The organism is Streptomyces sp. SudanB5_2050, from assembly GCF_964272335.1.
In the GTDB taxonomy this organism is placed as follows: Bacteria; Actinomycetota; Actinomycetes; order Streptomycetales; family Streptomycetaceae; genus Streptomyces; species Streptomyces rochei.
Genome location: NZ_OZ186760.1, coordinates 2,101,274 through 2,128,200 on the forward strand (window position 1 = coordinate 2,101,274; position 26,927 = coordinate 2,128,200).

Sequence of the window (26,927 nt, forward strand, 5' to 3'; positions counted from 1 at the left end):
CGCGCCGACCGTCACCGTCCGGCGGGTGCCTGAGCGCCCGCGCCGGGGAAAACGCCGCGCCGGGCCCCACGGGACAGTCCCGTGAGGCCCGGCGCGGCTCCGGTTCAGGCCTTGCTCGTCCGCGTCGTCTTCTTCGCGGCGGGCTTGGCGGCCGTCTTGGTGACCGCCTTGGTGGCCTTGGCCGTCCTCGCCGTCTTGGGGGCGGCCTTCTTCGCCGCCGCCTTGCGCGGCGCCTTCACCGGGGCCGCGTCGCTGATGCGGTCGGCGCCGAGGATGTCCCGCAGGAACTTGCCGGTGTGGCTGGCGGGGACGGCGGCGACCTGCTCGGGCGTGCCCTCGGCGACCACCAGGCCACCGCCGGCGCCGCCCTCGGGGCCCATGTCGACGACCCAGTCGGCGGTCTTGATCACGTCGAGGTTGTGCTCGATGACGATGACCGAGTTGCCCTTGTCGACCAGGCCGGACAGGACGGTCAGCAGCTTGCTGATGTCCTCGAAGTGGAGGCCGGTGGTCGGCTCGTCCAGGACGTAGACCGTGCGCCCGGTGGAGCGGCGCTGCAGCTCGCTGGCGAGCTTGACGCGCTGCGCCTCACCGCCGGAGAGGGTCGTCGCGGACTGTCCGAGCCGGACGTAGCCGAGGCCGACGTCCTTGAGGGTCTTCATGTGCCGGGAGATCGCGGGGACCGCCTCGAAGAAGTCGGTCGCCTCCTCGATCGGCATGTTCAGGACGTCGGCGATGGACTTGCCCTTGTAGTGGACCTCCAGGGTCTCCCGGTTGTACCGGGCGCCGTGGCAGACCTCGCACGGGACGTAGACGTCCGGGAGGAAGTTCATCTCGATCTTGATGGTTCCGTCGCCCGCGCAGTTCTCGCAGCGGCCGCCCTTGACGTTGAAGGAGAAGCGCCCGGGCAGGTAGCCGCGGACCTTCGCCTCGGTGGTCTCGGCGAACAGCTTGCGGATGTGGTCGAAGACGCCGGTGTACGTCGCCGGGTTGGACCGCGGGGTGCGGCCGATGGGCGACTGGTCCACGTGGACGACCTTGTCGACGAGGTCGTCGCCGTCCACGCGCGTGTGCCGGCCCGGCACGTTGCGCGCGCCGTTCAGCTCGCGGGCCAGGTGGGTGTACAGGATGTCGTTGACCAGGGTCGACTTGCCGGAACCGGAGACGCCGGTGACCGCCGTGAACACGCCGAGCGGGAAGGAGACGTCGATGTCCTGGAGGTTGTTCTCCCGGGCACCGTGCACGGTGAGCTGCCGGGCCGGGTCGCGGGGGCGCCGGACATCGGGCAGCGGGATGGCCTTGCGGCCGGACAGGTAGAGACCGGTCTGCGACTCGGCGTTGTCCAGCAGCTCCTTCAGGGAGCCGCTGTGGACCACCTTGCCGCCGTGCTCACCGGCCCCGGGGCCGATGTCGACGATCCAGTCGGCGACCTTGATGGTGTCCTCGTCGTGCTCGACGACGATGAGGGTGTTGCCCATGTCGCGGAGCCGGACGAGGGTCTCGATCAGCCGGTGGTTGTCCCGCTGGTGCAGACCGATGGACGGCTCGTCGAGGACGTAGAGCACGCCGACGAGGCCGGAGCCGATCTGGGTGGCCAGACGGATGCGCTGGGCCTCGCCGCCGGAGAGGGTGCCGGCCGCGCGGTTCAGCGAGAGGTAGTCCAGGCCGACGTCGACCAGGAACCGCAGCCGCTCGTTGACCTCCTTCAGGACGCGCTCGGCGATCTTCTTGTCGCGGGCGTTGAGCTTCAGCTCGCCCAGGAAGTCGGCGCAGTCGCTGATGGACATGGCCGAGACCTCGGCGATCGACTTGCCCATGACGGTGACCGCGAGGACGAGGGGCTTGAGGCGCGTGCCCTCACAGGTGGGGCAGGGCACCTCCCGCATGTAGCCCTCGAAGCGCTCGCGGCTGGCGTCGCTCTCGGCCTCGCTGTGCCGGCGCTTGACGAAGGGGATCGCGCCCTCGAAGGCCGTGGTGTACCGGCGCTCGCGCCCGTACCGGTTGCGGTAGCGGACCTCGACCTGGGTCTTGTGGCCGTTGAGCAGGGCCCTGCGGGCGCGCAGCGGGAGGCCGGCGAAGGGGATGTCCGTACGGAAGCCGAGGGCGTCCGCGAGGGCGCCGATCAGGCGGCCGAAGTAGTCCTTGGTGTGCCCGTGCGACCAGGGGTGGATGGCGCCCTCGTCGAGGGACTTCTCCTCGTCCGGGACGATCAGCTCGGGGTCGACCTCCATGCGCGTGCCGATGCCGGAGCAGTCGGGGCAGGCGCCGAAGGGCGAGTTGAAGGAGAAGGAGCGGGGCTCCAGCTCCTCGAAGGACAGGTCGTCGTAGGGGCAGTACAGGTGCTCGGAGTACATGCGCTCGCGCTCGGGGTCGTCCTCGGGGAGGTCGACGAAGTCGAGCACGACCATGCCGCCGGACAGGCCGAGCGCGGTCTCCACGGAGTCGGTGAGCCGGCGCTTGGCGGAGTCCTTCACCGTCAGGCGGTCGACGACCACCTCGATGGTGTGCTTCTCCTGCTTCTTGAGCGTGGGCGGCTGGGAGAGCTGGACCGTCTCGCCGTCCACCCGGGCACGGGAGTAGCCCTTGGTCTGGAGGTCGGCGAAGAGGTCGACGAACTCGCCCTTGCGCTCGCGCACCAGCGGCGACAGCACCTGGAAGCGGCTGCCCTCCGGCAGCTCCAGGACCTTGTCGACGATGGCCTGCGGCGACTGGCGCGAGATCGGCCGGGAGCACTCCGGGCAGTGCGGCTTGCCGATGCGGGCGAAGAGCAGGCGCAGGTAGTCGTAGACCTCGGTGATGGTGCCGACCGTGGAGCGCGGGTTGCGCGAGGTCGACTTCTGGTCGATGGAGACCGCCGGGGAGAGGCCCTCGATGAAGTCGACGTCCGGCTTGTCCATCTGGCCGAGGAACTGCCGGGCGTAGGAGGAGAGCGACTCCACGTAGCGCCGCTGGCCCTCGGCGAAGATGGTGTCGAAGGCCAGGGAGGACTTGCCCGACCCGGACAGGCCCGTGAAGACGATGAGCGAGTCACGAGGCAGGTCGAGCGAGACGTTCTTCAGGTTGTGCTCGCGCGCGCCACGGACGATGAGACGGTCGGCCACGCCGGTCCGCACCTTTCTTGAGAGAAGTGACAGGGGCGAGGCCCCCGTCTTTCTCAGACTAGGGGGAGCCACTGACAACGCCGGTCGGATTCACCGGTTGTCAACAAACCCCGACTACCCAGCATGCCCGACGCCGCCTCCGACCATATAGCACGTGCATTCGAATAGCGGGGGCGATCCGCCACCTTCACCCGAAGGTGTGGCGCGGTCTAGGGTCAGCACCATGATTGATCACGCGCATGACCTGGCGTCTGTACGTGACGCTACCGAGCGGCTGCTCACCGCGGTCGGGAAACTGGACAACGCGTCAGTGACGGAGTCGTCACGGCTCCCCGGCTGGAGCCGGGGCCACGTGCTCGCCCACCTCGCCCGCAACGCGGACGCCCTCGTGAACGTCCTCGAAGGACGCCCCATGTACGCCTCCGCCGAGGCCCGGGACGCCGACATCGAGCGGGACGCGCCGCGCTCCCTCGACGTACAGCTCGCGGACGTGCGCGAGAGCGCCGCCCGGTTCCAGGACGCCTCGGCCGCCCCCGCGGACTGGTCGCGCACGGTGGAACTGCGCAACGGCGTCACCGACACCGCCTCCCGGGTGCCGTTCCGGCGGTGGATCGAGGTCGAGCTGCACCACGTCGACCTGGGCATCGGGTACGAGCTGGAGGACCTGCCGACGGAGTTCACGCGGCGGGAGACCGACTTCCTCGCCGCGCGGTTCGCCGGGCACCCGGACGTGGCTCCCACCCGGCTGACGGACGGCACGCGCACCTGGCGCACGGGCCGGGAGGCGGACACCGGCGAGGTGACCGTCACCGGCCCCCCGGCCGACCTGCTCGGCTGGCTCGCCGGACGCCGCGAGGGCTCCGCGCTGACGGTGGAGGGCGGCCCGCTGCCGACCCTGCCCCCGCTGTAGCCCACGGCCGGGAGGCGGCCTGCGGGCCGCCTCCCGGCGCTAGGCTGGCGGTCATGACGTACAGCGGAGAGGTCAGGGTCGGCGGACCCGCCGACGTGCACGAACTCAAGGACCTGATGATCACCAAGGTCGCGGTCGGGCCGATGGACAACAACGCCTATCTGCTGCGCTGCCGGGCCACCGACGAGCAACTGCTGATCGACGCCGCCAACGACGCGCACACGCTGCTCGGCACGATCGGTGACGACGGCATCGCCTCCGTGGTCACCACCCACCGGCACGGCGACCACTGGCAGGCGCTCGCCGAGGTCGTCGCCGCCACCGGGGCCCGCACCCACGCCGGCCGGTACGACGCCGAGGGCATCCCCGTGCCGACGGACGTCCCCGTCGACGACGGCGACACGATCCGGGTGGGGCAGGTGGAGCTGACCGCGCGCCACCTGGTGGGGCACACGCCGGGCTCCATCGTGCTGGTCTACGACGACCCGCACGGACACCCCCATGTCTTCACCGGGGACTGTCTCTTCCCGGGCGGTGTGGGCAACACCCACGACGATCCCAAGGCGTTCGCCAGTCTGATCCACGACGTGGAGACCAAGGTCTTCGACGTGCTCCCGGACGAGACCTGGGTCTATCCCGGGCACGGCAAGGACACCACGCTCGGCGCCGAACGCCCGCACCTGCCCCAGTGGCGAGCGCGCGGCTGGTGAACCGACGGGGCGCGCGGGAGGCCGGCCGCCGCGGCGCCGGGGACGCCGGCCCCCGCCGTCGGGTGCCGGCGCCGGGGCTCGGAGGCCGCCCCTCGGCGTCTCAGGCCCGGGCCGTCCCCGTCCCGGCCAGCACCGCGATCCGCTCCACGCCGAACACGTACCCCTGCACACCGCACCCCGCGATCACCCCGTCGGCGCGCTGCGAGACGTAGGAGTGGTGCCGGAAGGACTCACGCTGGTGGATGTTGGAGATGTGGACCTCCACCACCGGCAGGCCGTCGCAGGTGTTGAGCGCATCAAGGATCGCGACGGAGGTGTGTGAGTAGGCGGCCGGGTTGATCACGATCCCGCAGTGGTTCAGCCGGGCCTCGTGGATCCAGTCGACCAGTTCCCCCTCGTGGTTGGACTGCCGGAAGTCCACCGTGCCGCCGTGTGCCGCCGCGGCCTTCGCGCACCGTGCCTCCACGTCGGCGAGGGTCTCGGAGCCGTAGATCTCCGGCTGGCGCTGCCCCAGCAGGTTCAGGTTGGGGCCGTTGAGGATCATGATCGGGGCGTTGGCCAGGGTGCGGGGCACGGTTCCTCCGGTCCGTTGGGGGTGCCGCGGTCCGGGTGCGGGCCGCTGCTCGGTCCCCGGTTTATCACGGTGCGTCGACGGTCAGGACGGCCCTACCCTCCGTCCATGACGATGATCGCGTACCCGCCCAAGCCGTCGCCCGGCGACCGTGTCGCGGTGATATCCCCCTCCTCCGGCCTGCCGGGACTCTTCCCGCTCCCCCACGAGCTGGGCCTGAGGCGGCTGCGCGAGGAGTTCGGCCTGGAACCGGTCGAGTATCCGGCGACGCGGACGATGGACTCGACGCCGGCCGCGCGGGCCGCCGACGTCCACGCGGCCTTCGCCGACCCCTCGATCAAGGCCGTGATCGCGTCGATCGGCGGCGACGACCAGATCACCGTGCTGCCGCTGCTGGACCGGGAGCTGATCCGGGCCAACCCGAAGCCCTTCTTCGGCCTGAGCGACAACACGAATCTGCTCGCCTACCTGCGCAACACGGGCATCGTCGGCTACCACGGCGCGAGCGTCATGGTGGAGCTGGGCCGTCCCGGCGCGATGCACCCGCAGACCGCCGACTCGCTGCGCGCGGCCCTGTTCACCTCCGGCCCCTACGAGTTGCGGCCCGCGGAACGGTTCAACGACGTCGACCGCGACTGGGCCGACCCCGCCACCTTCGACCGGGAACCTCCCTCGCGGCCCGGCTCGGGCTGGTCCTGGGTGAACGCCGACCGGGTGGTCGAGGGGCGCACCTGGGGCGGATGCCTGGAGATCCTCGGCTGGCTGCTGATGGCCGACCGGGAGATCGCCCGCGACCCGGCGGAGTACGACGGCGGTGTGCTGCTCCTGGAGACCTCCGAGGAGCTGCCGAGCGCGGAGGAGGTCTTCCGCACCCTGCGCAACATGGGCGAGCGCGGGCTGCTCGGCCGCTTCTCCGCGCTGCTGATGGCCCGCCCGAAGACCTGGTCCTTCGCCTGCCCCAACAGTCCCGAGGAGGGGGTTCGGTACGCGGCGGAGCAACGCGAGGCGGTGCTGCGGGCGATGCGGGTCTACGCCCCCGAGGCCACGATCGTCTTCGACGTGGACTTCGGCCACACCGATCCGCAGGTGGTGATCCCGTACGGGGGGACCGTGCGGGTCGACGGGCCCGCGCGCCGCGTCACCGTGACGTACTGACGGCGGGCCGGTGTCCGTCTACGGGTTGACCGCCAGCTCCAGATAGGCGGCGAACAGCACGAGGTGGACGCCTCCCTGCAGCGGCGTGGCGCGGCCCGGCACGACGGTCAGTGAGGCCACCACCACCGTCAGGGCGAGCAGCACCATGTGGATCGAGCTGAGGCCGAGGACCAGCGGCCCGGAGAGCCACACGGAGGCCAGGGCGACCGCCGGGATGGTCAGGCCGATGCTGGCCATCGCCGAGCCCAGGGCGAGATTGAGGCTGGTCTGCACCCGGTCGCGGCGGGCGGAGCGCACCGCGGCGATGGTCTCCGGCAGCAGCACCAGCAGGGCGATGATGACGCCGACCACCGCGTGGTGCAGCCCGGCCGCCGCCACGCCCTCCTCGATGGTGGGCGACACGCCTTTGGCCAGGCCGACCACGCCGACCAGGGCCAGGGCGAGCAGCGTCAGGCTCGTCAGCGCGGTGCGGGCGGACGGCGCGTGGGCGTGGTCCTCGACGGTGATCACCTCGCCCTGCCGGGTGATCGGCAGGAAGTAGTCGCGGTGCCGCACGGTCAGGGTGGCGATGAACAGGCCGTACAGGACGAGTGAGGAGAGCGCCGCGAAGGTCAGCTGCACGGGGGAGAACTCCGGGCCGGGCGCGCTGGTGGTGAACGTCGGCAGCACCAGGCTGAGGGTGGCCAGGGTCGCGACGGTCGCGAGGGCGGCTCCCGTGCCCTCGGGGTTGAACACCGCGGTGCCGTGCCGCAGGGAGGCGACCAGGAGGCTGAGGCCGACCACGCCGTTGCAGGTGATCATCACGGCGGCGAAGACGGTGTCCCGGGCCAGGGACGCGCTCTTGTCGCCGCCGTCGGCCATCAGGGTCACGATGAGCGCGACCTCGATGACCGTGACGGCGACGGCCAGGACCAGGGACCCGAACGGCTCGCCGACCCGGTGGGCGACCACCTCCGCGTGGTGCACGGCGGCGAGGACCGAGGCGGCCAGGACGACCGTCAGCACCGCGACGACCGCCCCGGGCAGATCACGGCCCCAGGTGAGGACCAGGAGCACGACCGCGATCACGGGCGTGACGGCCGTCCACTGGGTGAGGAAGTCCCTGGGCCGAGTGATCATGGGGCGATCGTCGCAGAGGGCGACGGCGCCCGCACGGGCTGTGGAGCGGACCGGGGAACACGGACGGTCACCCGCCGTACGTCTCCGGTCGGGGCCCCGGCGGACGCGGAAGCGGCGGGCGGCTGTTCGCCGCCCGCCGCTTCCGGTGGTGGTCGTCCCGCCCGAGGGCCGGGCCGGTGTCGCCGGTCAGGCCTCGATGCTGTCCTTCGGGGCCTCGTCGCTCCGGCTCTCCGCGGCTTCCGCCTCGGCCTTCTTCTTGGAGGCCCGGAGGCTGGTGATCGTGGTGACGATCAGGACGGAGCAGATCACGCCGAGCGAGACCGGGATGCTGATCTCCGGGACGTGGACCCCGGACTCGTGCAGGGCGTGCAGCACCAGCTTGACGCCGATGAAGCCCAGGATGATCGACAGACCGTACGAGAGGTGGACCAGCTTCTTGAGCAGGCCGCCGATGAGGAAGTACAGCTGTCGCAGACCCATCAGGGCGAACGCGTTGGCCGTGAACACGATGTACGGGTCCTGCGTCAGACCGAAGATCGCGGGGATGGAGTCCAGGGCGAACAGGACGTCGGTGGTGCCGATCGCGAGCATCACGACCAGCATCGGCGTCATGATGCGCTTGCCGTTCTCCTCGATCCACAGCTTGGTGCCGTGGTACCGGTCGGCGACGCCGAAGCGACGCTCGGCGGCCTTGAGGAGCTTGTTCTCCTCGAACTCCTCGTCCTCCTCGTCGGCCCGGGCCTCCTGGATGAGCTTCCAGGCGGTCCAGATCAGGAAGGCACCGAAGAGGTAGAAGACCCACGAGAAGCTGGCGAGGATCGCGGCACCCGCGGCGATGAAGACGGCCCGCAGGACCAGGGCTATGAGGACACCGATGAGGAGCACTCGCTGCTGGTACTGCGAGGGCACCGCGAACTTCGCCATGATCAGGACGAAGACGAAGAGGTTGTCGACGCTGAGCGACTTCTCGGTGATGAAGCCCGCGAAGAACTCACCGGCGGGCTGTCCGCCGCCGAAGACGAGCAGGCCGACTCCGAAGAGGCCGGCCAGGGCGATCCAGACGACCGTCCAGATGCCGGCTTCCTTGATCGATACGTCGTGCGGCTTGCGGCCGATGAAGAAATCGACGGCGATGAGGGCGGCGAGGCCCACGATGGTCAGGACCCACAGGGTCACGGAAACTTCCACTACGCCTCCGGCAGTACGTCACACGGCAGATGTCAGCGTCGTCGCTGCCGGAGGTCTCTTCCACCCCGGGTGCCCGGGACGCGTGACGCGTCCGGAACCCACGGGCCGACGCCCCGGGATCTGGCCTGATCCGTATTGACGGGTACGCCGCAGTAGTTGGCAGGGAGTACTCCCCTCCGTACGGACGACAGTACCCCATTCCCCAAGGGAAGGTAAAGAGATTCGCAAATAAAGCTCAAAAGAGCAGATCAGAGCTGTTTACCCAGGCCACGAACGGCGGGCCGCCGCGACCTGGGCGAGCACCTGCCGGAGCACGTCGCTGCCGGACGGCACCAGTGAGGGCTCGTACGTCCAGGCGTGCCCCACCCACGGGTCGGCGAGGTGGTCGTCGGCCACGGGGGTCAGCCGGAGCAGCGAGCGCCACAGGGGGTCGAGCAGCGGTCCGTACGCCGCGCAGTCCTCACGGTCGGCGACCAGCATCAGGTGGACTCCGACGGCCGGCCCCTCGTCGGCGAGGTAGCGCAGCTGGTTCACCGCCCGGTCGTCGAACCCGTGCGGGAACTCGTTGACGATCAGGAGCTGCTGGGAGGTGTCGAACCCGGGCGGGAGCGCGTCGGGCGCGCCCGCGCGCAGGGCCATCTGCACCAGGTCGACCCGCTCGGTGAGACGGGCCAGGACATCGGCCGTCCCGGCCGCGCCCAGGGCGGGCGGGGCGGCGAGGACCCCGGTCTCCACCAGGGGCGCCAGCGCCCGCGTCCCCGATCCGGCCGGGTCGATGACGTGCACGGTGAACTCGCCCGCCGGATAGACGGCGAGCAGCCGGGCGGCGTGGGCGACCGCCGCCTCCAGGCCGAGGCGTCGCATCTCGTGCGCGTCGGTGAGTGAGCCGTCGAGCGAGGCCGCGCGCCCGCTATCGATCCACAGGCCCCGCTCCAGCGGCAGCCGGACCAGCATCGGGATGCGCACGCGGTCCGCCTCGGACAGGTGCAGATCGCCGAGCCGGAGGGCCATCGGGATCTCCATGGGGACGCGGTAGGCGTGCCAGACGGGGTTGTCCCAGCGTGCGTAGGCCGCCGGGAGGGCGGGTTCGACGACCTCGGCCTCGGCGGCGAGCTGGGCCACGTCCCGGTCCAGGGCCTGTCTGGCCTGCGAGACGAGTTGCTCGTACCGGGCGTGGGCCGCCTCGCGGGCGGCGTCTCCCTGACCGCCGATCCGGTTGCGCGGGTCGGACAGGACCTGGTCGAGCTCCTTCTCCCTGCGCGAGTCGGCGAAGTCCACGGCGCTGCGATAGGCGGCGGTGGTGCGGGCCAGGTCCTCGAATATGCCCCAGACCTGGTTGTACAGCCGCTCCTCCAGGGACCAGCCGGTGGCGTCGCCCGCGACGGGCCGCGCGGGCTGTCCGGGGGCGGCCGGGGGCGCGGCGGGCGGGGGCGCCGGCGGAGCGGCATGCTGCCGTCGTGGATGGCTGTAGTCGATGGGACCGTCGCCGACGGCCGCGGAGGAGTCCCCCGCGGGGCCCGGGCAGGGCTGCGGCGCGGGCTGCTGTCCCGGGGCCGCGGGCGTCTGCGGTCCCGGTGCCGTCCGGCCGTCGTAGGGGGACGCGGAGGGAACGCCCGCGCCGGCGGCCTGGGAAGCGGTGGGGTCGTGGGCCGGGGCGGCGGCCGGCCGGGACCGGTCGCCGTCGGACGCCCGGGCCCCGGGCGCCGGCACCGAACGGGCCAGGCCGCGGGCCACCGCGTCCTGGATGTCACCGGCGAGCCGACGGGCCTCGGGCACGTCCTGGTCCGTGAACAGCTCGGCGAGACCGCCCGCGTACCCCTGGCCGACGGCGCGCACCTTCCAGGCGCCCTGGCGTCGGTACAGCTCCAGGGCGACCACGGCGGACTCGGCCACCAGGCCGGTGAGCGTGAAGCTGGCGACCTCCTCGCCGTCGAGGCCGGTGACGGCGACGAAGGGGGCGGCCACCGCGCCGAAGCGGGCCGGGCCCTGCCCCGCCGACGGCAGGGCGAGCAGCACGCTGACGCGGTGCACGGCGTCCGGTACGGCGTCCAGGTCCACCGCGAGCCGGTGGTCGGCGGCGGCCTGCCGGGAGACCTCCAGTCCGGGCACGGTGGGAGTGCCCGGGTGGGCCACCCGCTCGGCCCCGTGGACCTTGCCGTTCTCGTCACCGAGCGTGGCCCCGGCCACAACCGGTGTGCCGGCCGAGACCCGGATCTCCAGGCGGGCCCGGGGAAGCGGGTGGTTCTGCCCCCGCGTCAGCTCGGCCGTCATCGCCTTTCCCCCTGTGTCACTGGTGCGTCCGTGTCACTCGTGCGTGGCGCGTACCGCCGCCCGTGCGGCCTCGGCGCGTACCGTGCGCGACCGGCACCGCACGGCCTGTTCGCGCGGCCTGTTCGCGCGGCCGGTCCGCGCGGGCGTCCGCTACAGGACCGGCAGGATGGCCGGCATCAGGTCCTGGAAGGTGCGGCCGTTGGCCGGGGAACCGATGGCGGTCATGGACCAGCCCTGCCCCGCCCGGTGCACCTTCGCCATGATCTGGGCGGTGAAGGCGCCGCCGCCGGCGAGCGTGTAGCGGGCCAGCTCCTCCCCGTTGGTCTCGTCGACGAGTCGGCAGAACGCGTTCTGCACTTCCTGGAAGGTCTGGCCCGTGAAGGAGTTCACGGTGAAGACGATCTGGTCGATGTGGACCGGGACGCGCTGCAGGTCGACGAGGATCGCCTCGTCGTCGCCGCCCTGGCCGACACCGCCGACGAGGTTGTCCCCGGTGTGGCGCACCGAGCCGTCGTCGCTCACCAGGTGGCGGAAGAAGACGACATCGACCGGCTGCTTGTCCGCGAACAGCACCGCGGAGGCGTCCAGGTCGATCTCCCGCGTACGCGACCCGAACAGGCCGCGCCGGGGAGCCGCCTGCCAGCCGAGACCCATGCGCACCGACGTCAGACTGCCGCCGTCGTTCTTCTGCAGACTGATGGCCTGACCCTTGGTCATGTTGACGGTCACGCGCTGATCCCCTCTCGAGCGGTCCCCTGTTGCCGCGGTGCCCGCGGTTGACCAGAACCCTACGCAGGGGCACTGACGGCGCCCCACCCCGGACCGCACTTTGTGTCGGTCTTGCAACACAGCGCGTGCCCGGGCGGGCCGTCAGGCCAGACCGGCCTCCTTCATCTGGCGCAGCTCCTTCTTCATCTCGGAGACCTCGTCGCGCAGCCGGGCCGCGATCTCGAACTGGAGGTCCGCGGCGGCGGCCCGCATACGGGTGGTCAGATCCTCGATCTGCGCGGCCAGCTCCGCCGCCGGACGGTCGGTGACCGCCGTCTCCTTGGCCTTCCGCCTGCCCTTGGCCGCCTTGCCGTCGGCTGTCGCCTGGCCGCCGAGGGAGGGCACGGGAGCCTTGGCGGCCTTGCCGTCCTTGGACTGGCGGTAGCCCGAGCCGAGCAGCTGCTCGGTGTCGATGTCCTCGCGGGCGATCTGGGCGACGATGTCGTTGATCTTCTTGCGGAGGGGCTGCGGGTCGATGCCGTTGGCCTGGTTGTACGCGATCTGCTTCTCGCGGCGGCGGTTGGTCTCGTCGATCGCCTTCTCCATCGCCGGCGTGATCTTGTCGGCGTACATGTGGACCTGGCCGGAGACATTGCGCGCCGCGCGGCCGATGGTCTGGATCAGCGAGGTGCCCGAGCGCAGGAAGCCCTCCTTGTCGGCGTCCAGGATCGCCACCAGGGAGACCTCCGGCAGGTCGAGGCCCTCCCTGAGCAGGTTGATGCCGACCAGGACGTCGTACTCGCCGGCGCGCAGCTCCCGCAGCAGCTCCACGCGGCGCAGGGTGTCGACGTCGCTGTGCAGGTAGCGGACCTGGATGCCCAGCTCCAGGAAGTAGTCGGTGAGGTCCTCGGCCATCTTCTTGGTGAGCGTGGTGACCAGGACGCGCTCGTCCTTCTCGGTCCGCGTGCGGATCTCGTGGACCAGGTCGTCGATCTGGCCCTCGGTGGGCTTGACGACGACCTCCGGGTCGACGAGGCCCGTGGGGCGGATGATCTGCTCGACCGCGCCGTCCGAACGGGACAGCTCGTAGGCGCCCGGGGTGGCCGACAGGTACACGGTCTGCCCGATGCGTTCCTGGAACTCCTCCCACTTCAGCGGGCGGTTGTCGAGGGCGGAGGGGAGCCGGAAGCCGTGGTCGACCAGGGTCCGCTTGCGGGAGGCGTCACCCTCGTACATGGCGCCGATCTGCGGCACGGTGACGTGCGACTCGTCGATGACGAGCAGGAAGTCGTCCGGGAAGTAGTCGAGCAGGGTGTTGGGCGGGGAGCCGGGCGAGCGGCCGTCGAAGTGCATCGAGTAGTTCTCCACGCCGGAGCAGGAGCCGATCTGGCGGAGCATCTCGATGTCGTACGTGGTGCGCATCCGCAGCCGCTGCGCCTCGAGCAGCTTGCCCTGCTTCTCCAGCTCGGTCAGGCGCTCGGCCAGCTCCTTCTCGATGTCGTTGACGGCCCGCTCCAGGCGCTCGGGACCCGCGACGTAGTGCGAGGCCGGGAAGACGTACAGCTGCTGGTCGTCGCTGATGATCTCGCCGGTGACCGGGTGGAGGGTGGAGAGGGCCTCGATCTCGTCGCCGAACATCTCGATGCGGACGGCGAGCTCCTCGTAGACCGGGAAGATCTCGATGGTGTCGCCGCGCACCCGGAAGGTGCCGCGGGTGAAGGCCATGTCGTTGCGCGTGTACTGGATGTCCACGAAGCGGCGCAGCAGCTCGTCCCGGTCGTGCTCCTCGCCGACCCGGAGGGGGACCATCCGGTCCACGTACTCCTGCGGGGTGCCGAGGCCGTAGATGCAGGAGACGGAGGCGACCACGACGACGTCGCGGCGGGTGAGCAGCGAGTTGGTCGCCGAGTGGCGCAGGCGCTCGACCTCCTCGTTGATCGAGGAGTCCTTCTCGATGTAGGTGTCCGACTGCGGGACGTACGCCTCGGGCTGGTAGTAGTCGTAGTACGAGACGAAGTACTCGACGGCGTTGTTCGGCAGGAGTTCGCGGAACTCGTTCGCCAGCTGGGCGGCCAGGGTCTTGTTGGGGGCCATGACCAGGGTGGGGCGCTGGAGTTTCTCGATCATCCACGCGGTGGTGGCTGACTTGCCGGTGCCGGTGGCGCCGAGCAGGACGACGTCCTTCTCGCCTGCCTCGACACGCCGGGCCAGCTCGGCGATGGCCGCCGGCTGGTCGCCGCTGGGCTGGTAGGGGCTGACGACCTCGAAGGGCGCCACCGTGCGTTCGATCTGGGAAACGGGCCGCATGGGTTCCACCGTACGACCCCGCACTGACAACCGGTCCGGATCAGCGGTTCTGCGGTGCGCGGGACCGCCGGTGCACGAGGGTGCGGCGCGTGCGGCGCACGGGCTGGTGCGCCGGGTGGCGCACCGTGCGCGACGCTCCGACGTGGGCGGGGACGCCCGGCTTCCGCTCGACGGGGACACCGGCGGGCTTCCCTGTGACCATCAGCGGGTCGAACATCACCACGACGGCGGCGAGCAGCAGGAAGGCGAGGGGGCCGATCAGCATGGGGGCCAGCAGTTCGGCGGGGGAACCGCCGGTCCCCGGGTCGGACGTGCCGTGGACGTGGACCTCCAGGGCGGCCATGCCGGTGTAGTGCATGCCGGTGACGGCCAGGCCCATGACGAGGCTGGCGCCGACGCTCCACAGGAAGCCCCGGACCTGCCCGGCCGCCCACAGCGCGGCGGTCGCGGCGGCCATGGCTATGGCGACGGACAGGGCCACGGTGAAGGTGTTGTACGTCAGCTGCCCGTCCAGGCGCATGCCCGCCATGCCCAGATAGTGCATCGACGCGATGCCCAGGCCGGTGATGGTGCCCCCGGTGAACAGGGCGGTGCCCCGCGCCCCCCGGTAGCCGACGATGAAGATCCCCACCCCGACCATCACGATGGCCACGGCCAGGCTGGCGAAGGTCATCAGCCAGTCGTAGCGGACCGGTGTGTGTTCGATCGTGAACCCCATCATCGCGATGAAGTGCATGGTCCAGATGCCGGAGCCGATCGCCGCCGAACCGAGGGCGAGCCACCCCGGGCGCCAGGAGCGGGTGACCCGCAGGGACCTGGTGGTGCAGCGCAGTCCGAGGGCACCGCCGAGGCAGGCCATGAGGTAGGCCACCAACGGTGTGACCAGTCCGTAACTGAATCCGTCGACCGTGCCTTGCATGTGCGGCCGCCCTTCCGCGTTCTTGCTGCCCGGATACGTCCCGGAATCTCCTGATGTGCGCCCCCTCCCGGGGCCGCGTGAACGACCAGGGTCGAGGCAGAGAGTATGACGCCCACCGGAATGGTCGAACGATTCTCCTGCAAAGAATCACGGCCTTGCCCCACTTGTGCCGCCCCGGTGAGCGGAGTTGAGCGCCGCCGTTCGACGCGTGGCCATTCGCCACCCGTCTCCCGTTGACCCTCCGGTGTCACAGTGTTGCTGTCCGTGATCGCTCTACGCGAGGAGTGCGCATGCACACACGCGCAGTTGCCGCGATGACCACCGCGTTCCTGGGAGTGGCCCTGCTCACTCCCCTCTCCCACGCCCGGGCCGTCCAGAGCGGCGAGGACGACGGGCCCGCCGTCATCGCCCACCGGGGCGCTTCCGGGTACGCGCCGGAGAACACGCTGGCCGCCGTCGACAAGGCCGCGGAGCTGGGCATCCGCTGGGTCGAGAACGACGTCCAGCGCACCAGGGACGGCGAACTCGTCGTCCTCCACGACGACAACCTGCGGCGTACGACCGACGTGGAGGAGGTCTTCCCCGACCGCTCGCCCTGGAAGGTGAAGGACTTCACCGCGGCGGAGATCGCCAGGCTGGACGCGGGGAGCTGGTTCGGCTCGCGGTACGCGGGCGCGCGCGTGCCGACGCTGGAGCAGTACCTGGAGCGCGTGGAGCACAACCACCAGAAGCTGCTGCTGGAGCTGAAGAACCCCCAGCTGTACCCGGGCATCGAGCAGCAGACCCTCAAGGTCCTCGCCAACGAGGGCTGGCTCGACCGGTGGCACGTGGCCGACCGGCTGGTCGTGCAGAGCTTCAGCGCGGACAGCGTCCGTACCGTGCACGAGCTGAAGCCGGCCGTCACGACCGGTGTCCTCGGCACCCCGCCCGTGTCGGACCTTCCCGAGTACGCAGAGTTCGCCGACCAGATCAACCCCTCCCACGGCTCGCTCTCCATGAGCTACGTCTCGTCGGTCCACGCGTTCACGGGGCCGCACGGCCGTCCGATGGAGGTCTTCGCCTGGACGGTCGACGACGCGGACACCGCCCGGCGGGTCGCCGGGTACGACGTCGACGGCGTCATCTCCAACCGTCCCGACGTGGTGCGCGAGGCCATGGACGAGGACACGGACGACGCCGGGGACGCGGACGGGAGCCGGGGCGGGTTCACCGTCGGCCGGTGACCCGTTGTCAGTGGCCGGCCGTACCGTAGGCGCATGGACAGCGATGGGCAGTACGAGCAGCGGGTGGTGTGGGCCGTCGTCGGCACCGGCATCGGTCCGCTGCTGCTGGCCGCCACCCGTGACGGCCTGGTCAACGTCGTGTTCCACGCCACCGGGGCCGCCCGCGACCGGGCCCTCGAGAGACTGGCGGCCCGGCTGGGCACGGAGCCCGTGGAGGCGCCCGCCTCCCCGCTGCTGGCCGAGGCGGTACGGCAGGTGGAGGCGTACTTCGCGGGCCGCCGGCGCGACTTCGACCTGCCGCTGGACTGGTCGCTGATATCGGGCTTCAACCGGGAGGTGCTGCGCGCGCTGGCGGCCGGTGTCCCGTTCGGATCGGTCGTCGGGTACGGCGACCTGGCCGGCCGGGTCGGCCAGCCCGGCGCCGCCCAGGCGGTGGGCACGGCCATGGGGGCCAATCCGCTGCCAGTCGTGGTGCCGTGCCACCGGGTCGTCGGGAGTGACGGCGGCATCGGCGGGTTCGGCGGCGGCGTGGAGACCAAGCGTCGGTTGCTCGCGCTGGAGGGCGTGCTGCCCGAGCCGCTGTTCTGAGCGCCCTCCCCCGGCGACCACTGCGGCCGCGGCGGCGGCTGCGGCGGCTGCGGCGGCTGCGGCGGCTGCGGGCGGGACTACTCGTAGTGGCGGGCTTCGATGATGTTGCCGTCCGGATCGCCGAAGTAGAAGCTGCGCTTCGCCTGCCCCCGTGCGCCGAAGGCGCCGTGCGACAGCTCGGAGACCGCGACGGCCTGCTCCGCCAAGCGGGCGCGGAGCGCGTCGAAGTCGTCCGGTGGCAGTGACACGCAGAGGTGGTTGACCGGGTGACCCGCGCTCGCGTCGGCGCCGGGGATCATCCGCATGCGCTCCGCCATGGCGTGGGGCGCGAGGTCGAGGATGGTCTCCTCGTTGAGGCGCACCGAGGGGAAGCTCACGGTCCCGGCGGCGTACTCGGTGACCCGCAAGGGCTGCGCTCCCAGCGTCCTCTCGTAGAACCCGGCGGCGGCGACCGGGTCGCGCACCCACAGGACGACGTGGTCGAGGCGTGCCGTTCCGTCCGTCATGCCCCCCAGGCTCGCGGGCTCCGCCGGGAGCCGCAAGGGTGCCTGGTCGGGCCGGACGGGTTTGGCCCGCTCCCGCGCCCGCCAGAGATGAGGAAGGACCGACGACAGGAGGCGGACGCGTGACCCTGGTGGTGTCGGAAGAGGTACGGGCGGCGATCGGCGAGCGCCGCCCGGTGGTGGCCCTGGAGTCCACGATCATCGCGCACGGGCTGCCCCGCCCGCGCAATCTGCAGGTGGCACGGGAGCTGGAGGAGGCGGTCCGGCGGGAGGGCGCCGTACCGGCCACGATCGCCGTGCTGGACGGACGGCCGCACGTCGGCCTGGACAAGCAGCAGTTGGAGCGGGTCGCCAACGAGGACGGCATACGCAAGCTGGGCCACCGGGACTTGCCGCTCGCGGTGGCCACCGGTGCCGACGGGGCGACCACCGTGTCGGCGACCGCTCTGCTGGCGGAGCTGGCGGGGGTGCGGGTGTTCGCGACCGGCGGCCTCGGCGGTGTGCACCGGGAGTGGACGGTCACGCAGGACGAGTCCGCCGACCTGGGCCTGCTGGCCCGCACCCGGATCACGGTGGTCTGCGCCGGCGTGAAGTCCATCCTGGACGTGCCGGCGACCCTGCAGCGGCTGGAGACGCTGGGCGTCGCGGTGGCCGGATACGGCACGGACCGCTTCCCCGGCTTCTACCTGGCCGACTCGGGTCATCCGGTGGACTGGACGCTGGACACGCCGGAGCAGGTGGCGGCCGTCATGCGGGCCCAGGACGCGCTGCGCGGCTCCCGGTCCGCGCTCGTGGTCGCCAACCCGGTCCCCGAGGAGGAGCAGCTCGATCCCGCGCTGCACGCGCGGGTGCTGGCCGACGCGCTGCGCGCCTGCGAGGCGGAGGGGGTCACGGGCCAGGCGGTCACCCCCTTCCTCCTGTCGCACCTGGTACGGCACACCGACGGCGCCTCGCTGGAGGCGAATCTGGCGGCGGTGCGCGGGAACGTACGGCTGGCGGCGCGCATCGCGGCGGCCTGGACCGGGGCATGACCGCGGGGCCGGGCGGGGCTCTGCTGGTCGTCGGTGACGTCGTGACGGACGTCGTCGCCCGGCACCGGGGCCCGCTGGCCGTCGGCACGGACACCAGCGCCTCGATCCGCCGGCTGCCCGGCGGGGCGGGTGCCAACGTGGCCTGCTGGGCCGCGCACGGCGGGTGCCGGGACGTCCGGCTGCTGGGACGGGTCGGCTCGGACGCCGCGGACTGGCACCGGCGGGAGCTGACGGCGCTCGGGGTCCGCGCCCATCTGGTCGTCGACGCGAACGCGCCGACGGGGACGGTGATCTGCCTGGTCGACACGGGCGCCTCGGCCGAGCGGACCTTCCTGACGGACAGCGGGGCCTCGCTGCGGCTGGAGCCCGGTGACTGGTCGGACGCGCTGCTCGACGGGGTCGCCCGGCTGCACCTGTCGGGCTACCTGCTGTTCTCGGAACCGGGGCGCGCTCTGGTGCCGGTCGCCCTGGCAGCGGCACGCGGGCGCGGGGTGCCGGTGAGTGTGGACCCGGCGTCGGCCGGTTTCCTCACCGGGCTCGGTGTCGACCGCTTCCTGGACCTGGTCGAGGGGGTGGACGTCCTGCTGCCCAGCCGCGACGAGGCGTGCCTGCTCACCGGGCTTCCGGATCCGGCGGACGCCGCGGCGAAACTGAGCCGGCAGGTTCCGCTGGTGGTCGTCAAGCAGGGTGCCGAGGGGGCCCTGGTGGCCCGGTCCGGTGCGGTGAGCGCGCGGGTCCCGGCCGTGCCCGCGACACCGCGGGACAGTACCGGTGCCGGTGACGCCTTCACGGGGGCGTTCCTCGCCGCGCTGCTCGCGGGCGCGACCGACGAGGAGGCGGCCGCCGCGGGGTGCCGGGCGGGGGCCAGGTCGGTCGAGCGGGTGGGCGCGAGACCTCCGCGGAGGGGCGGCTGAGCGGCGGAGGGCGGTCGGCGCCGGGGCGGCGGCCCGGGCCCCGTCACCTCTGGACGGCCTTGCGTCCCCATGCGGAGATCATCGGTGCCGTGGCGAGGTCCATGCCGCCGGCGGCCACGTTCGCGAGGTGGCGGTCGATGTCGTCGTGGGTGGCCGCGCCCGCGGCGACCAGCTGGTCGCGGACCTGACGGACCGTCGCCGACTCCAGGGCGGCGCACGCGGGCGAGGCGACCGGGAAGTAGGCGTCGGCCTCCACGCGGTGCAGCCCCGCCTCCCGGAGCAGGCGCGGGAGCCGCCGGCCGTAGGAGAGGTCGGCGCCGCGACGGGCCAGGAGCTGGCGGAAGCCGTGCCGAAGCCGGTTCGCGAGCTGCTGCTCGGGACCGTGCTCGTCGGGGCAGAGCAGGGGCTGCAGGGCGGGGTCGGCGTCCTCGACCAGGAGGCGGCCCCCGGGACGCAGGGCGGCGACCATGGAACGCAGCGCCCGCTCGCGGTCCGGGACATGGACGAGGACGAGCCGGGCGTGCACCAGGTCGAAGCCCTCGCCCGGAGGTTCCTCCACGCCCACGTCGTGCACGCGCACCTCCACGGGGTGACGGCCGGCCGGGGCGACCCGCGAGGTGTCGATGTCGGTCGCCAGGACCCTGCCGGTGGGCCCCACCCGCTTGGCGAGCCAGGAGACCACGGAGGTGCCTCCGGCGCCGACCTCCCAGCAGCGCCAGCCGGGCCCCACGCCCAGGGCCGTCAGATGCCGGAAGGTCGTGGGATCGAAGAGGGTCGCGAAGGCGTCGAAACGCTCCGCCGCCTCGGTCTGCCGGTTGTCGAGGAGGTATCCGTCGGTTCGCGTCATGCGGCGATCATCCCAGTTGTCCCGCTTGCCCGAAGCGGTCGACGCACCGGAACGGCACCGCTCCGAGGGCCCCGTCCACAGCCGGGAACCAAGCGGAACGCTCCGTTTCCACAGGCCGGTCCGCCACCCGCGCCGCCCTGGCAGACTGTCCCGCCAGGGCGCGGGAAGCACGGCGCGAGGGGACCCACGCGAGGAGACACGGATGACGATGGCAGGGAATCTGCGGAAGGTCACGGGCCTGGGCAGGACCGGTGGACTGCGCAGGGTGGCGCGGCTGGCCCGCAGGCGCCCTCGGGTGGATCTGAGCCACCCCGCCCGCTCCCCGCTGGGCTCCTCGGTGGTGAACTGCGTGACCTACCGGGACGGCGTCCGCACCCCCGAGGTCGGCGATCCGGTGCAGATCGTGGAGCGGATGCGCAGGGGGCGGGGCGGCTTCGTCTGGCTGGGCCTGCACGAGCCGACGGACCAGGAGTTCGCGGGTGTGGCGGAGCTGTTCGACCTGCATCCGCTGGCGGTCGAGGACGCGATCGAGGCCCATCAGCGCCCGAAGGTGGAGCGGTACGGGGAGACGCTCTTCGCCGTGTTCAAGACGGTCTGCTACGTGGAGCACGAGCAGCTGACCGCCACGAGCGAGGTGGTGAGCACCGGGGAGATCATGGTGTTCGTCGGCCAGGACTTCGTGATCACCGTGCGGCACGGGCGCCACGGCTCGCTGGGCCCGCTGCGGGAGGGGCTGGAGACCGACCCCGTGCAGCTCGCGAAGGGGCCGTCGGCGGTGCTCCACGCGATCGCGGACCATGTCGTCGACGACTTCCTCGGTGTCATCGAGGCGTTCCAGGCGGACATCGACCACGTCGAGACGGAGGTGTTCGCGGAGCACGGCGCCCGGGTCGACCCGGGCCGGATCTACCAGCTCAAACGAGAACTGCTGGAACTGCGGCGGGCCGTGGTGCCGCTCGGCCGGCCGCTGGAGGAGCTGGCCACACGGCCGGCCCGGGCGGTCGAGCCGGAGATACAGGCGTACTTCCGGGACGTCGCCGACCACCTCCTGCGGGCCACGGAGCAGATCGCCGCCTTCGACGAGCTGCTCAACTCCATCCTCCAGGCGCACCTCGCCCGGGTGACGGTCGCGCAGAACGAGGACATGCGGAAGATCACCGCCTGGGCCGCGATCATCGCCGTCCCCACGATGGTCTGCGGGGTGTACGGCATGAACTTCGACCACATGCCCGAGCTGCGCTGGCGCTACGGCTACGCCCTCGTCATCGGCGTCATAGCCGTCGCCTGTGTGGCGCTGCACCGGGGCTTCCGGCGCAACGGCTGGCTCTGAGCCCACTTCGGCGGCTCAGCCGTTCCACGCGGGGTGCCGTGGGTCGTCGGCGCGTACCAGCACGTCGGCGGTGGCCGACGGGTCGGCCTCCTCCTCGTAGCGTTCGAAGGCGGGGAGGGTCCAGTGCTCGGAGTCGGGGGTGCGGCGGCGCAGGGCGCCGGGGGTGAGGACGAGGTGGACGCTGAGATCGAGGGGGAACCAGTGGCGCAGCAGGAAGGGCCCGTGCAGCAGCAGTACGCCGCCGGGCGGGAGGTGGACGTAGGGGCTGCGGGTGGCGCGGTCCGTGACGGGGTCCCACAGGTCGGGCAGTACACGGCCGTCGCCTCCGGGCGCGAGCGGGTCGAAGACCTCCCGCCACAGGGCGCCGGTGTCGTACCAGCCGCTGTAGTAGGACTCCGCGTCCCGATGGCCGTACTCCAGGCGGAGCGAGGCGGGGCGCAGAAAGCCCTCCGTGCCGACGACGAGGGAGGGGCGGCCGCGGACACGCAGCGCTTCACCGACCCGTCGGGCGAGTTCGCCGGGGCGGGCGGCCGGGGCGCCGTCGAAGGCGACGCGGGGCCGGTCGCCGCCGTCGGCGGGTTCGAGGTCGAGCAGACGCTCGGCGAGCAGGTCGCCGAGTCTGTCCCAGGTGATCGCTTCCAGTCGCACCCGTCCATGATGCGCCGTCCGGCGGTGCGCCCGCGTGGACGCTCGCACATGCGCCCGCGCCGACGGGCCATGGCCGGCGGGCCCGCGCGGAGGTTGACTCGGGGTGGTCGACGGCGGACGGTGCCGTGCGGCCGGGGACTCGACGAGGGGGAGCCGACAGATCATGATCGACGGACCGTACTTCGTGCTCACGGTGCTGGGGGTGCTCGGCACCGGTCTGACGGCCGGTGCCTTCTGCGCCTTCTCCACGTTCGTGATGCGGGGGCTCGCCGCGCTGCCGCCCGCGCAGGGGATCGCCGCGATGAACGCGATCAACACGGCGGCGGTGCGGCCCGCGTTCATGGCCGTCTTCCTCGGGACGGCGGTGCTCACCGCGGTGATCGCCGTGATGACGTTCGTGCTGTGGCCGGACGGGGCGGCGGTGGAACTGCTGCTGGGCAGTGCCCTGTACCTCTGCGGGTCGTTCGGGGTGACCGCGGTGGCCAACGTGCCGCGCAACACCGCGCTGCTCCGGCTGGAGCCGGATGCCGCGGAGGCGGCCGGCCGGTGGCGGTCGTACGTGCGCGAGTGGACGGCGTGGAACCACGTCCGTACCGTCGCGTCGGCCGCCGCCGCGGTGGCGTACGTGCTGGCCCTGTCCTGAGGGAGCGGGCGCCGCCGGACAGGGCCTCCGCACGCTCTGCGGGCGCCGGCGGCGGGCCGTATCGTGGCCGCAGGAGCGCGAGGGCCCCGAGGGCGCGGGCGAACCGCCCCGCGCACGGCTGGCCCCGCGGGCAAGGGAGACGGTCATGGCCGACCCCAAGGGTTTCCTCACCACGCCCCGCGAGGAGTGGCCCCGAAGGCCGGTCGGCGAACGGGTCCGGGACTGGGACGAGGTGTACGTGCCCGGTGCGCTGCTCCCGATCGTCGGCCCGCAGGCGGACCGCTGCATGGACTGCGGGGTCCCCTTCTGCCACGAGGCCTGTCCGCTCGGGAACCTGATCCCCGAGTGGAACGATCTGGTGGCCCGTTCGGACTGGCACGCGGCGAGCGACCGGCTGCACGCCACGAACAACTTCCCCGAGTTCACCGGCCGGCTCTGCCCGGCGCCGTGCGAGGCGGGTTGTGTGCTCGCCATCAATCAGCCCGCCGTCACCATCAAGAACGTCGAGTGCGCGATCGCCGACCGGGCGTGGGAGGAGGGTCTCGTCCCGCCGCGCCCGCCGGACCGGCTGTCGGGCAGGACGGTGGCGGTGATCGGGTCGGGGCCCACCGGGCTGGCGGCGGCGCAGCAGCTGACGAGGGCCGGGCACACGGTCGCCGTGTACGAGCGGGACGACCGTGTGGGCGGGCTGCTGCGGTACGGCATCCCCGAGTTCAAGATGGAGAAGCGGCACCTGGAGCGGCGGATCGGGCAGATGCGGGAGGAGGGGACGAGGTTCCGTACGTCGACGGCGGTCGGGCGGGACGTGGACGCCGCCGGGCTGCGGGCCCGTTACGACGCGGTGGTGATCGCCACCGGGGCGACCGCGTGGCGCGAACTGGCCGTTCCCGGCCGGGAGCTGGCCGGTGTCCATCAGGCGATGGAGTACCTGCCGCCGGCCAACCGGGTGTGCGCGGGCGACCTGGAGCGCTCCCCGCTCTCCGCCGCCGGGAAGCACGTCGTGATCGTCGGCGGCGGCGACACCGGCGCGGACTGCCTCGGCACCGCGGTGCGGGAGGGCGCGGCGTCCGTGACCCAGTTGGACATCTACGCGCGGCCGGGCGCGGAGCGCGACGAGGAGGCCGAGCCGTGGCCGACGTATCCGCGGCTGTACCGGCTGTCGGCCGCTCACGAGGAGGCGCGCGACCTGCGCTCCGCGCCGGCGGCGGACGCGGACGCGCGGCTGTTCGCGGCGTCCACGCTCCGGTTCACCGGGGACGCGGAGGGCCGGGTGCGGTCGGTGCGCCTGGTGGCCGTGGACGCCGCTCGCCGGCCGCTTCCCGGCACCGTCCGCTCGCTCCCCGCCGATCTGGTCCTCCTGGCCCTCGGCTTTTCGGGACCGGACCCGGCGGACGGGCTCGTCGACGGGCTGGGTCTGGAGCTGGGGCCCGGGGGCACGATCGCCCGGGACGGCGCCTTCGCGACCAATGTGCCGGGGGTGTTCGCCGCCGGGGACGCGGCGCGCGGGCAGTCACTCGTCGTGTGGGCCATCGCGGAGGGGCGCTCGGTGGCGGCGGCCGTCGACCGTCATCTGTCGGGTGGCAGCACTCGGCTGCCGGCGCCGGTCGGGCCGTACGACCGGCCGATGACGGCCTGACCGTGTGCTCCCGGCCGGCGACGGCCTCCTCCCCCTCCCCCCCCACCCACCGTCCTCCTCCCGGACGGCGATCGATCCCGTGTCGAATGTCAGAAACAATCAGCTGATCAGTTTAAAAAGGAAGCATCAACGCCGTGCGGGTTCAGGACAGCAGGAAGTCCGCCTCTCCCGCCTTCGCTCCCTCGATGAAGGCCGTCATCTCGGCGGAGGTGTAGATCAGTGCGGGCCCGTCGGGGTCGGTGGACTGCCGTACCGCGATCCGGCCGTCGGCGAGCTTCATGGCCTCCAGACAGTTCCCTCCGTTGCCGCCGCTCCACGGTTTGTGCCAGCCCTCGCTGCCCAGCTCCCGGGCGGGCATGCCGTTGTAGATGCGCTCGCCGCGGCTGCGCGGCGAGCGCTGGGGTGCGATGTGACTCATTCACAGCTCCTTGCGGAGATCCCGGAGGATCTCCTTCGTGCGGTGTGCCGTGGCGGCCTGGGCCGCCATGCGGTCCATGACCTCGAGGTGGGTCGCCACCTCCGCGCGCGCGTCGAGGTAGACGGCGCCGGTCAGGTACTCGCTGTAGACCATGTCCGGCAGTTCCGGCATGGCGAAACGGAACAGGACGAAGGGCCCGTAGGTGCCCGGGTGCGGCCCGTTGGAGAACGGTGCGACCTGCAGCGTCACGTTGGACAGCTCCGTGGCCTCGAGCAGCCGGTCGAGCTGGGCGCGCATCACCTCCGGTCCGCCGACGGGGCGGCGCAGGGCGGTCTCGTCCATCACCACCCACAGCCTGGGCGCGTCCTCGCGGGTGAGCAGTTCCTGGCGCCGCATGCGCAGGTCGACGTGGCGTTCGATGTCGTCCGGCCGGGTCTGCCCGATCGCTCCGGAGCGGAGCACCCCGCGCGCGTAGTCCTCGGTCTGCAGCAGACCGGGCACGAAGTGGGGCTCGTAGGAACGGATCAGGGAGGCCGCGCCCTCCAGGCTGACGTACATCGAGAACCAGCCCGGCAGGATGTCGTGGAAGCGCTGCCACCATCCGGGTCTGTTGGCGTCCTCGGCCAGCCTGACGAAGGAGTCGGCCTCCTCGTCGCCGACGCCGTAGGCCTTCAGCAGGAGCTGGAGGTACGGGATCTTCAGGGCGACCTCGGCCGTCTCCATCCGGCGTACCGTGGCGGGGGCGACGTGCAGGATGCGGGCGGCTTCCTCGCGCTTGAGGCCCGCGCGTTCACGCAGGTCCGACAGGCGCCGGCCGAGGACGACCTGGCCGACCGTCGGCGCCGACCGCGGCTCGCTCACCGCCCACCTCCACGAGAAGTCCGAATCAACGTGCGCGCACCGCGACATGCGCACAGCCCGACGGCGCCATTCGAAAAACTTTTCGAAAGCCCGTGCAGACCTTCGGTGCTCCGAAGTGGCGCCGCTCGACGTGCTGTTGCGAGCAGTGTGCCACGGCCTTCCAGACCGTCACACCGCACTCTGCATTTTTCAGAGTGACACTTGCCAAGTGTTCACGACGGGGCGATAGTGGCAAGCGTGATTCCGTCCGCGCCTTTAGGAACAGAGGCCACCGCGGGTTCCCTCGGCCTCGCCGCCGCCGTGGGAGCCGGTTCCTCCGGGGCCGCCGCCGACCGCCGGTTCCGTTTCGAGCTGGCCGCACACCCGGGCTCGCCGGCGCAGGCCAGACGCCTGACCCGCGCTCGGCTGAACGGCTGGTCGGTGTGCGAGGACACCTGTGACACCGCGGCACTGGTCGTCTCCGAGCTGGTGACCAACGCGATCGTGCACACCGCGAGCCGGCACATAGTCTGCGAGCTGCATGACGGCGCCGACCTGGTCCGCATAGCCGTGCGCGACGAGGGCTGCGCCCCGGGCCAGCCCCACCCGCAGACCGCTCAGCGGCCCGATGACGAGCACGGCAGGGGGCTGCTGCTGGTGGACGCCCTGTGCGACGCGTGGGGGGCCCACGAGCACGGGCCCGGACTCCTGGTCTGGGCGGAGCTGCCGCGCAAGGCCGACGGCCCGCGCGACCCGGCGGAGCCCCACAACGACCTGGGCTGGGGCACCCGCCCCAAGCCCGGCCCGGCCGACGGCCCGGGTGAGGACGGCGAGGCGGAGGGACGCCGACTCGAGGCGCGCCGCGGAACGGGGACCGCATGGCTGTGAGGGCTGCGTCCGGCATTCGACCGCTCGGCCTCGACACACTGGTCGGCCTCCAGCGACGGATGCACGCCCCCGGGTCGACCCGGCGGCTGCTCGTGCCGGACGGGATGACGGCCCCGCTGGGCTGCGACGCGGTGGCGGTGCCCGCCCGCTTCGGGCCCCTGGTGATGCCCCGGCTGCCCCGCGTGGGGTGCGTCTACGCCGACGAGGCGCACTGGTGGTGGATCGTCCCGTCGGACTCCGACTACGCCTTGGAGTGGCCCGCCCCCGCGCGGTACGCCGCCGGCGCGGTCGTCCCCGACGCTCCCGACGTGCCCGGCCTCATCCACCGCCCGGACGGCACGGTGCCGTACACCCCGCCCATTCCGCTCTATCTGGCGCTGTGCCGGCTGACGAACACGACGCCGACCTGGTCGCGTCCGGTGAGCGCCTAGCGCCACCGCCGGCCACCGCGCGCCTCCC

The 26,927-nt window shown here is 72.1% G+C and carries 25 protein-coding genes; 12 read left to right on the forward strand and 13 right to left on the reverse strand.

The window, feature by feature from the left end; translation table 11 throughout:
• Nucleotides 1-104: 104 nt before the first annotated feature.
• Complete coding sequence (uvrA, locus tag ACFZP7_RS09390; protein ID WP_385634213.1) at nucleotides 105-3,101, reverse strand: excinuclease ABC subunit UvrA; 2,997 nt, start codon at nucleotides 3,099-3,101, stop codon at nucleotides 105-107.
• Between the two features lie 223 nt (nucleotides 3,102-3,324).
• Between uvrA and ACFZP7_RS09395 the strand changes: the two genes are divergently transcribed.
• Nucleotides 3,325-4,011: a maleylpyruvate isomerase family mycothiol-dependent enzyme gene (locus ACFZP7_RS09395; RefSeq protein WP_261698785.1), complete on the forward strand. Its 687-nt coding sequence runs from the start codon at nucleotides 3,325-3,327 to the stop codon at nucleotides 4,009-4,011.
• A gap of 53 nt (nucleotides 4,012-4,064) precedes the next feature.
• A complete protein-coding gene (locus ACFZP7_RS09400; RefSeq protein ID WP_019331061.1) occupies nucleotides 4,065-4,721 on the forward strand; it encodes an MBL fold metallo-hydrolase in 657 nt (218 codons plus the stop codon).
• Between the two features lie 100 nt (nucleotides 4,722-4,821).
• On the opposite strand, the gene aroQ is transcribed toward ACFZP7_RS09400, so the two are convergent.
• Nucleotides 4,822-5,295: a type II 3-dehydroquinate dehydratase gene (gene aroQ / locus ACFZP7_RS09405; protein ID WP_019331062.1), complete on the reverse strand. Its 474-nt coding sequence runs from the start codon at nucleotides 5,293-5,295 to the stop codon at nucleotides 4,822-4,824.
• Between the two features lie 105 nt (nucleotides 5,296-5,400).
• On the opposite strand from aroQ, the gene ACFZP7_RS09410 reads away from it, so the two are divergent.
• Nucleotides 5,401-6,447, forward strand: a complete 1,047-nt coding sequence (locus ACFZP7_RS09410; protein ID WP_019331063.1) for a S66 peptidase family protein — start codon at nucleotides 5,401-5,403, stop codon at nucleotides 6,445-6,447.
• 18 nt (nucleotides 6,448-6,465) lie between these two features.
• Here the strand turns inward: ACFZP7_RS09410 and ACFZP7_RS09415 are convergent, their stop codons facing one another.
• The 6 genes from ACFZP7_RS09415 to ACFZP7_RS09440 form a co-directional block, all read right to left on the reverse strand.
• Nucleotides 6,466-7,566, reverse strand: coding sequence for a calcium:proton antiporter (locus tag ACFZP7_RS09415; protein ID WP_019331064.1), 1,101 nt, complete (start codon nucleotides 7,564-7,566; stop codon nucleotides 6,466-6,468).
• A gap of 186 nt (nucleotides 7,567-7,752) precedes the next feature.
• Nucleotides 7,753-8,754 (reverse strand): TerC family protein, encoded by a 1,002-nt coding sequence (locus ACFZP7_RS09420; RefSeq protein WP_031017146.1) that lies wholly within the window; start codon nucleotides 8,752-8,754, stop codon nucleotides 7,753-7,755.
• Between the two features lie 258 nt (nucleotides 8,755-9,012).
• Nucleotides 9,013-11,025, reverse strand: a complete 2,013-nt coding sequence (locus ACFZP7_RS09425) for a TerD family protein (protein WP_385634214.1) — start codon at nucleotides 11,023-11,025, stop codon at nucleotides 9,013-9,015.
• Nucleotides 11,026-11,175: 150 nt separating this feature from the next.
• Nucleotides 11,176-11,754, reverse strand: coding sequence for a TerD family protein (locus ACFZP7_RS09430; RefSeq protein WP_019328123.1), 579 nt, complete (start codon nucleotides 11,752-11,754; stop codon nucleotides 11,176-11,178).
• Nucleotides 11,755-11,895: 141 nt separating this feature from the next.
• Nucleotides 11,896-14,040, reverse strand: coding sequence for an excinuclease ABC subunit UvrB (uvrB, locus tag ACFZP7_RS09435; RefSeq protein WP_030972136.1), 2,145 nt, complete (start codon nucleotides 14,038-14,040; stop codon nucleotides 11,896-11,898).
• A 40-nt stretch (nucleotides 14,041-14,080) separates the two neighbouring features.
• Entirely contained in the window at nucleotides 14,081-14,959 is an 879-nt protein-coding gene (locus tag ACFZP7_RS09440) for an MHYT domain-containing protein (RefSeq protein ID WP_019328121.1), read from the reverse strand.
• Between the two features lie 290 nt (nucleotides 14,960-15,249).
• Between ACFZP7_RS09440 and ACFZP7_RS09445 the strand changes: the two genes are divergently transcribed.
• Complete coding sequence (locus ACFZP7_RS09445; RefSeq protein ID WP_385634215.1) at nucleotides 15,250-16,182, forward strand: glycerophosphodiester phosphodiesterase; 933 nt, start codon at nucleotides 15,250-15,252, stop codon at nucleotides 16,180-16,182.
• 33 nt (nucleotides 16,183-16,215) lie between these two features.
• Nucleotides 16,216-16,770: a methylated-DNA--[protein]-cysteine S-methyltransferase gene (locus ACFZP7_RS09450; RefSeq protein WP_031017139.1), complete on the forward strand. Its 555-nt coding sequence runs from the start codon at nucleotides 16,216-16,218 to the stop codon at nucleotides 16,768-16,770.
• 77 nt (nucleotides 16,771-16,847) lie between these two features.
• Here the strand turns inward: ACFZP7_RS09450 and ACFZP7_RS09455 are convergent, their stop codons facing one another.
• The gene (locus tag ACFZP7_RS09455) at nucleotides 16,848-17,276 is read right to left on the reverse strand and encodes a VOC family protein (protein WP_385634216.1); all 429 of its coding nucleotides are present in this window, start codon (nucleotides 17,274-17,276) and stop codon (nucleotides 16,848-16,850) included.
• Nucleotides 17,277-17,395: 119 nt separating this feature from the next.
• Here ACFZP7_RS09455 and ACFZP7_RS09460 point away from each other — a divergent pair, with 119 nt between their 5' ends.
• The gene (locus tag ACFZP7_RS09460) at nucleotides 17,396-18,304 is read left to right on the forward strand and encodes a pseudouridine-5'-phosphate glycosidase (RefSeq protein WP_385634217.1); all 909 of its coding nucleotides are present in this window, start codon (nucleotides 17,396-17,398) and stop codon (nucleotides 18,302-18,304) included.
• Nucleotides 18,301-19,218: a carbohydrate kinase family protein gene (locus ACFZP7_RS09465; protein WP_385634218.1), complete on the forward strand. Its 918-nt coding sequence runs from the start codon at nucleotides 18,301-18,303 to the stop codon at nucleotides 19,216-19,218. Before ACFZP7_RS09460 ends, ACFZP7_RS09465 begins: the two co-directional genes overlap by 4 nt.
• 43 nt (nucleotides 19,219-19,261) lie before the next feature.
• On the opposite strand, the gene ACFZP7_RS09470 is transcribed toward ACFZP7_RS09465, so the two are convergent.
• On the reverse strand, nucleotides 19,262-20,065 hold the full coding sequence (locus tag ACFZP7_RS09470; protein ID WP_031017131.1) for a methyltransferase: 804 nt from the start codon (nucleotides 20,063-20,065) through the stop codon (nucleotides 19,262-19,264).
• Between the two features lie 202 nt (nucleotides 20,066-20,267).
• Here ACFZP7_RS09470 and ACFZP7_RS09475 point away from each other — a divergent pair, with 202 nt between their 5' ends.
• Nucleotides 20,268-21,395, forward strand: coding sequence for a magnesium and cobalt transport protein CorA (locus ACFZP7_RS09475; protein WP_125535937.1), 1,128 nt, complete (start codon nucleotides 20,268-20,270; stop codon nucleotides 21,393-21,395).
• A 15-nt stretch (nucleotides 21,396-21,410) separates the two neighbouring features.
• Here ACFZP7_RS09475 and ACFZP7_RS09480 read toward each other — a convergent pair whose 3' ends face one another.
• On the reverse strand, nucleotides 21,411-22,043 hold the full coding sequence (locus ACFZP7_RS09480) for a uridine kinase (RefSeq protein WP_385634219.1): 633 nt from the start codon (nucleotides 22,041-22,043) through the stop codon (nucleotides 21,411-21,413).
• A gap of 163 nt (nucleotides 22,044-22,206) precedes the next feature.
• On the opposite strand from ACFZP7_RS09480, the gene ACFZP7_RS09485 reads away from it, so the two are divergent.
• A complete protein-coding gene (locus ACFZP7_RS09485) occupies nucleotides 22,207-22,686 on the forward strand; it encodes a DUF1772 domain-containing protein (RefSeq protein WP_385634220.1) in 480 nt (159 codons plus the stop codon).
• A 145-nt stretch (nucleotides 22,687-22,831) separates the two neighbouring features.
• A complete protein-coding gene (locus ACFZP7_RS09490; protein WP_031017124.1) occupies nucleotides 22,832-24,322 on the forward strand; it encodes a glutamate synthase subunit beta in 1,491 nt (496 codons plus the stop codon).
• Between the two features lie 142 nt (nucleotides 24,323-24,464).
• On the opposite strand, the gene ACFZP7_RS09495 is transcribed toward ACFZP7_RS09490, so the two are convergent.
• Nucleotides 24,465-24,740 carry a DUF397 domain-containing protein gene (locus ACFZP7_RS09495; protein ID WP_019328110.1) on the reverse strand — a complete coding sequence of 92 codons (276 nt, stop codon included), beginning with the start codon at nucleotides 24,738-24,740 and terminating at the stop codon, nucleotides 24,465-24,467.
• Nucleotides 24,741-25,601, reverse strand: a complete 861-nt coding sequence (locus ACFZP7_RS09500) for a helix-turn-helix transcriptional regulator (RefSeq protein ID WP_031017122.1) — start codon at nucleotides 25,599-25,601, stop codon at nucleotides 24,741-24,743.
• A gap of 228 nt (nucleotides 25,602-25,829) precedes the next feature.
• Here ACFZP7_RS09500 and ACFZP7_RS09505 point away from each other — a divergent pair, with 228 nt between their 5' ends.
• On the forward strand, nucleotides 25,830-26,468 hold the full coding sequence (locus ACFZP7_RS09505; RefSeq protein WP_031017119.1) for an ATP-binding protein: 639 nt from the start codon (nucleotides 25,830-25,832) through the stop codon (nucleotides 26,466-26,468).
• The gene (locus ACFZP7_RS09510) at nucleotides 26,459-26,899 is read left to right on the forward strand and encodes a hypothetical protein (protein ID WP_029393900.1); all 441 of its coding nucleotides are present in this window, start codon (nucleotides 26,459-26,461) and stop codon (nucleotides 26,897-26,899) included. Before ACFZP7_RS09505 ends, ACFZP7_RS09510 begins: the two co-directional genes overlap by 10 nt.
• Nucleotides 26,900-26,927: the final 28 nt, after the last annotated feature.

Excerpts from the sequence above, each read along its gene's own strand:
- ACFZP7_RS09415 (WP_019331064.1), bottom strand. The coding sequence starts at position 7,566 with ATGATCACTCGGCCCAGGGACTTCCTCACCCAGTGGACGGCCGTCACG.
- ACFZP7_RS09455 (WP_385634216.1), bottom strand. The coding sequence starts at position 17,276 with ATGACGGACGGAACGGCACGCCTCGACCACGTCGTCCTGTGGGTGCGC.
- ACFZP7_RS09395 (WP_261698785.1), top strand. The coding sequence starts at position 3,325 with ATGATTGATCACGCGCATGACCTGGCGTCTGTACGTGACGCTACCGAG.
- ACFZP7_RS09400 (WP_019331061.1), top strand. The coding sequence starts at position 4,065 with ATGACGTACAGCGGAGAGGTCAGGGTCGGCGGACCCGCCGACGTGCAC.
- ACFZP7_RS09440 (WP_019328121.1), bottom strand. The coding sequence starts at position 14,959 with ATGCAAGGCACGGTCGACGGATTCAGTTACGGACTGGTCACACCGTTG.
- ACFZP7_RS09465 (WP_385634218.1), top strand. The coding sequence starts at position 18,301 with ATGACCGCGGGGCCGGGCGGGGCTCTGCTGGTCGTCGGTGACGTCGTG.
- uvrB (WP_030972136.1), bottom strand. The coding sequence starts at position 14,040 with ATGCGGCCCGTTTCCCAGATCGAACGCACGGTGGCGCCCTTCGAGGTC.
- ACFZP7_RS09410 (WP_019331063.1), top strand. The coding sequence starts at position 5,401 with ATGACGATGATCGCGTACCCGCCCAAGCCGTCGCCCGGCGACCGTGTC.
- ACFZP7_RS09475 (WP_125535937.1), top strand. The coding sequence starts at position 20,268 with ATGACGATGGCAGGGAATCTGCGGAAGGTCACGGGCCTGGGCAGGACC.
- ACFZP7_RS09510 (WP_029393900.1), top strand. The coding sequence starts at position 26,459 with ATGGCTGTGAGGGCTGCGTCCGGCATTCGACCGCTCGGCCTCGACACA.
- ACFZP7_RS09495 (WP_019328110.1), bottom strand. The coding sequence starts at position 24,740 with ATGAGTCACATCGCACCCCAGCGCTCGCCGCGCAGCCGCGGCGAGCGC.
- ACFZP7_RS09445 (WP_385634215.1), top strand. The coding sequence starts at position 15,250 with ATGCACACACGCGCAGTTGCCGCGATGACCACCGCGTTCCTGGGAGTG.
- ACFZP7_RS09485 (WP_385634220.1), top strand. The coding sequence starts at position 22,207 with ATGATCGACGGACCGTACTTCGTGCTCACGGTGCTGGGGGTGCTCGGC.
- ACFZP7_RS09425 (WP_385634214.1), bottom strand. The coding sequence starts at position 11,025 with ATGACGGCCGAGCTGACGCGGGGGCAGAACCACCCGCTTCCCCGGGCC.
- ACFZP7_RS09450 (WP_031017139.1), top strand. The coding sequence starts at position 16,216 with ATGGACAGCGATGGGCAGTACGAGCAGCGGGTGGTGTGGGCCGTCGTC.
- ACFZP7_RS09470 (WP_031017131.1), bottom strand. The coding sequence starts at position 20,065 with ATGACGCGAACCGACGGATACCTCCTCGACAACCGGCAGACCGAGGCG.
- ACFZP7_RS09490 (WP_031017124.1), top strand. The coding sequence starts at position 22,832 with ATGGCCGACCCCAAGGGTTTCCTCACCACGCCCCGCGAGGAGTGGCCC.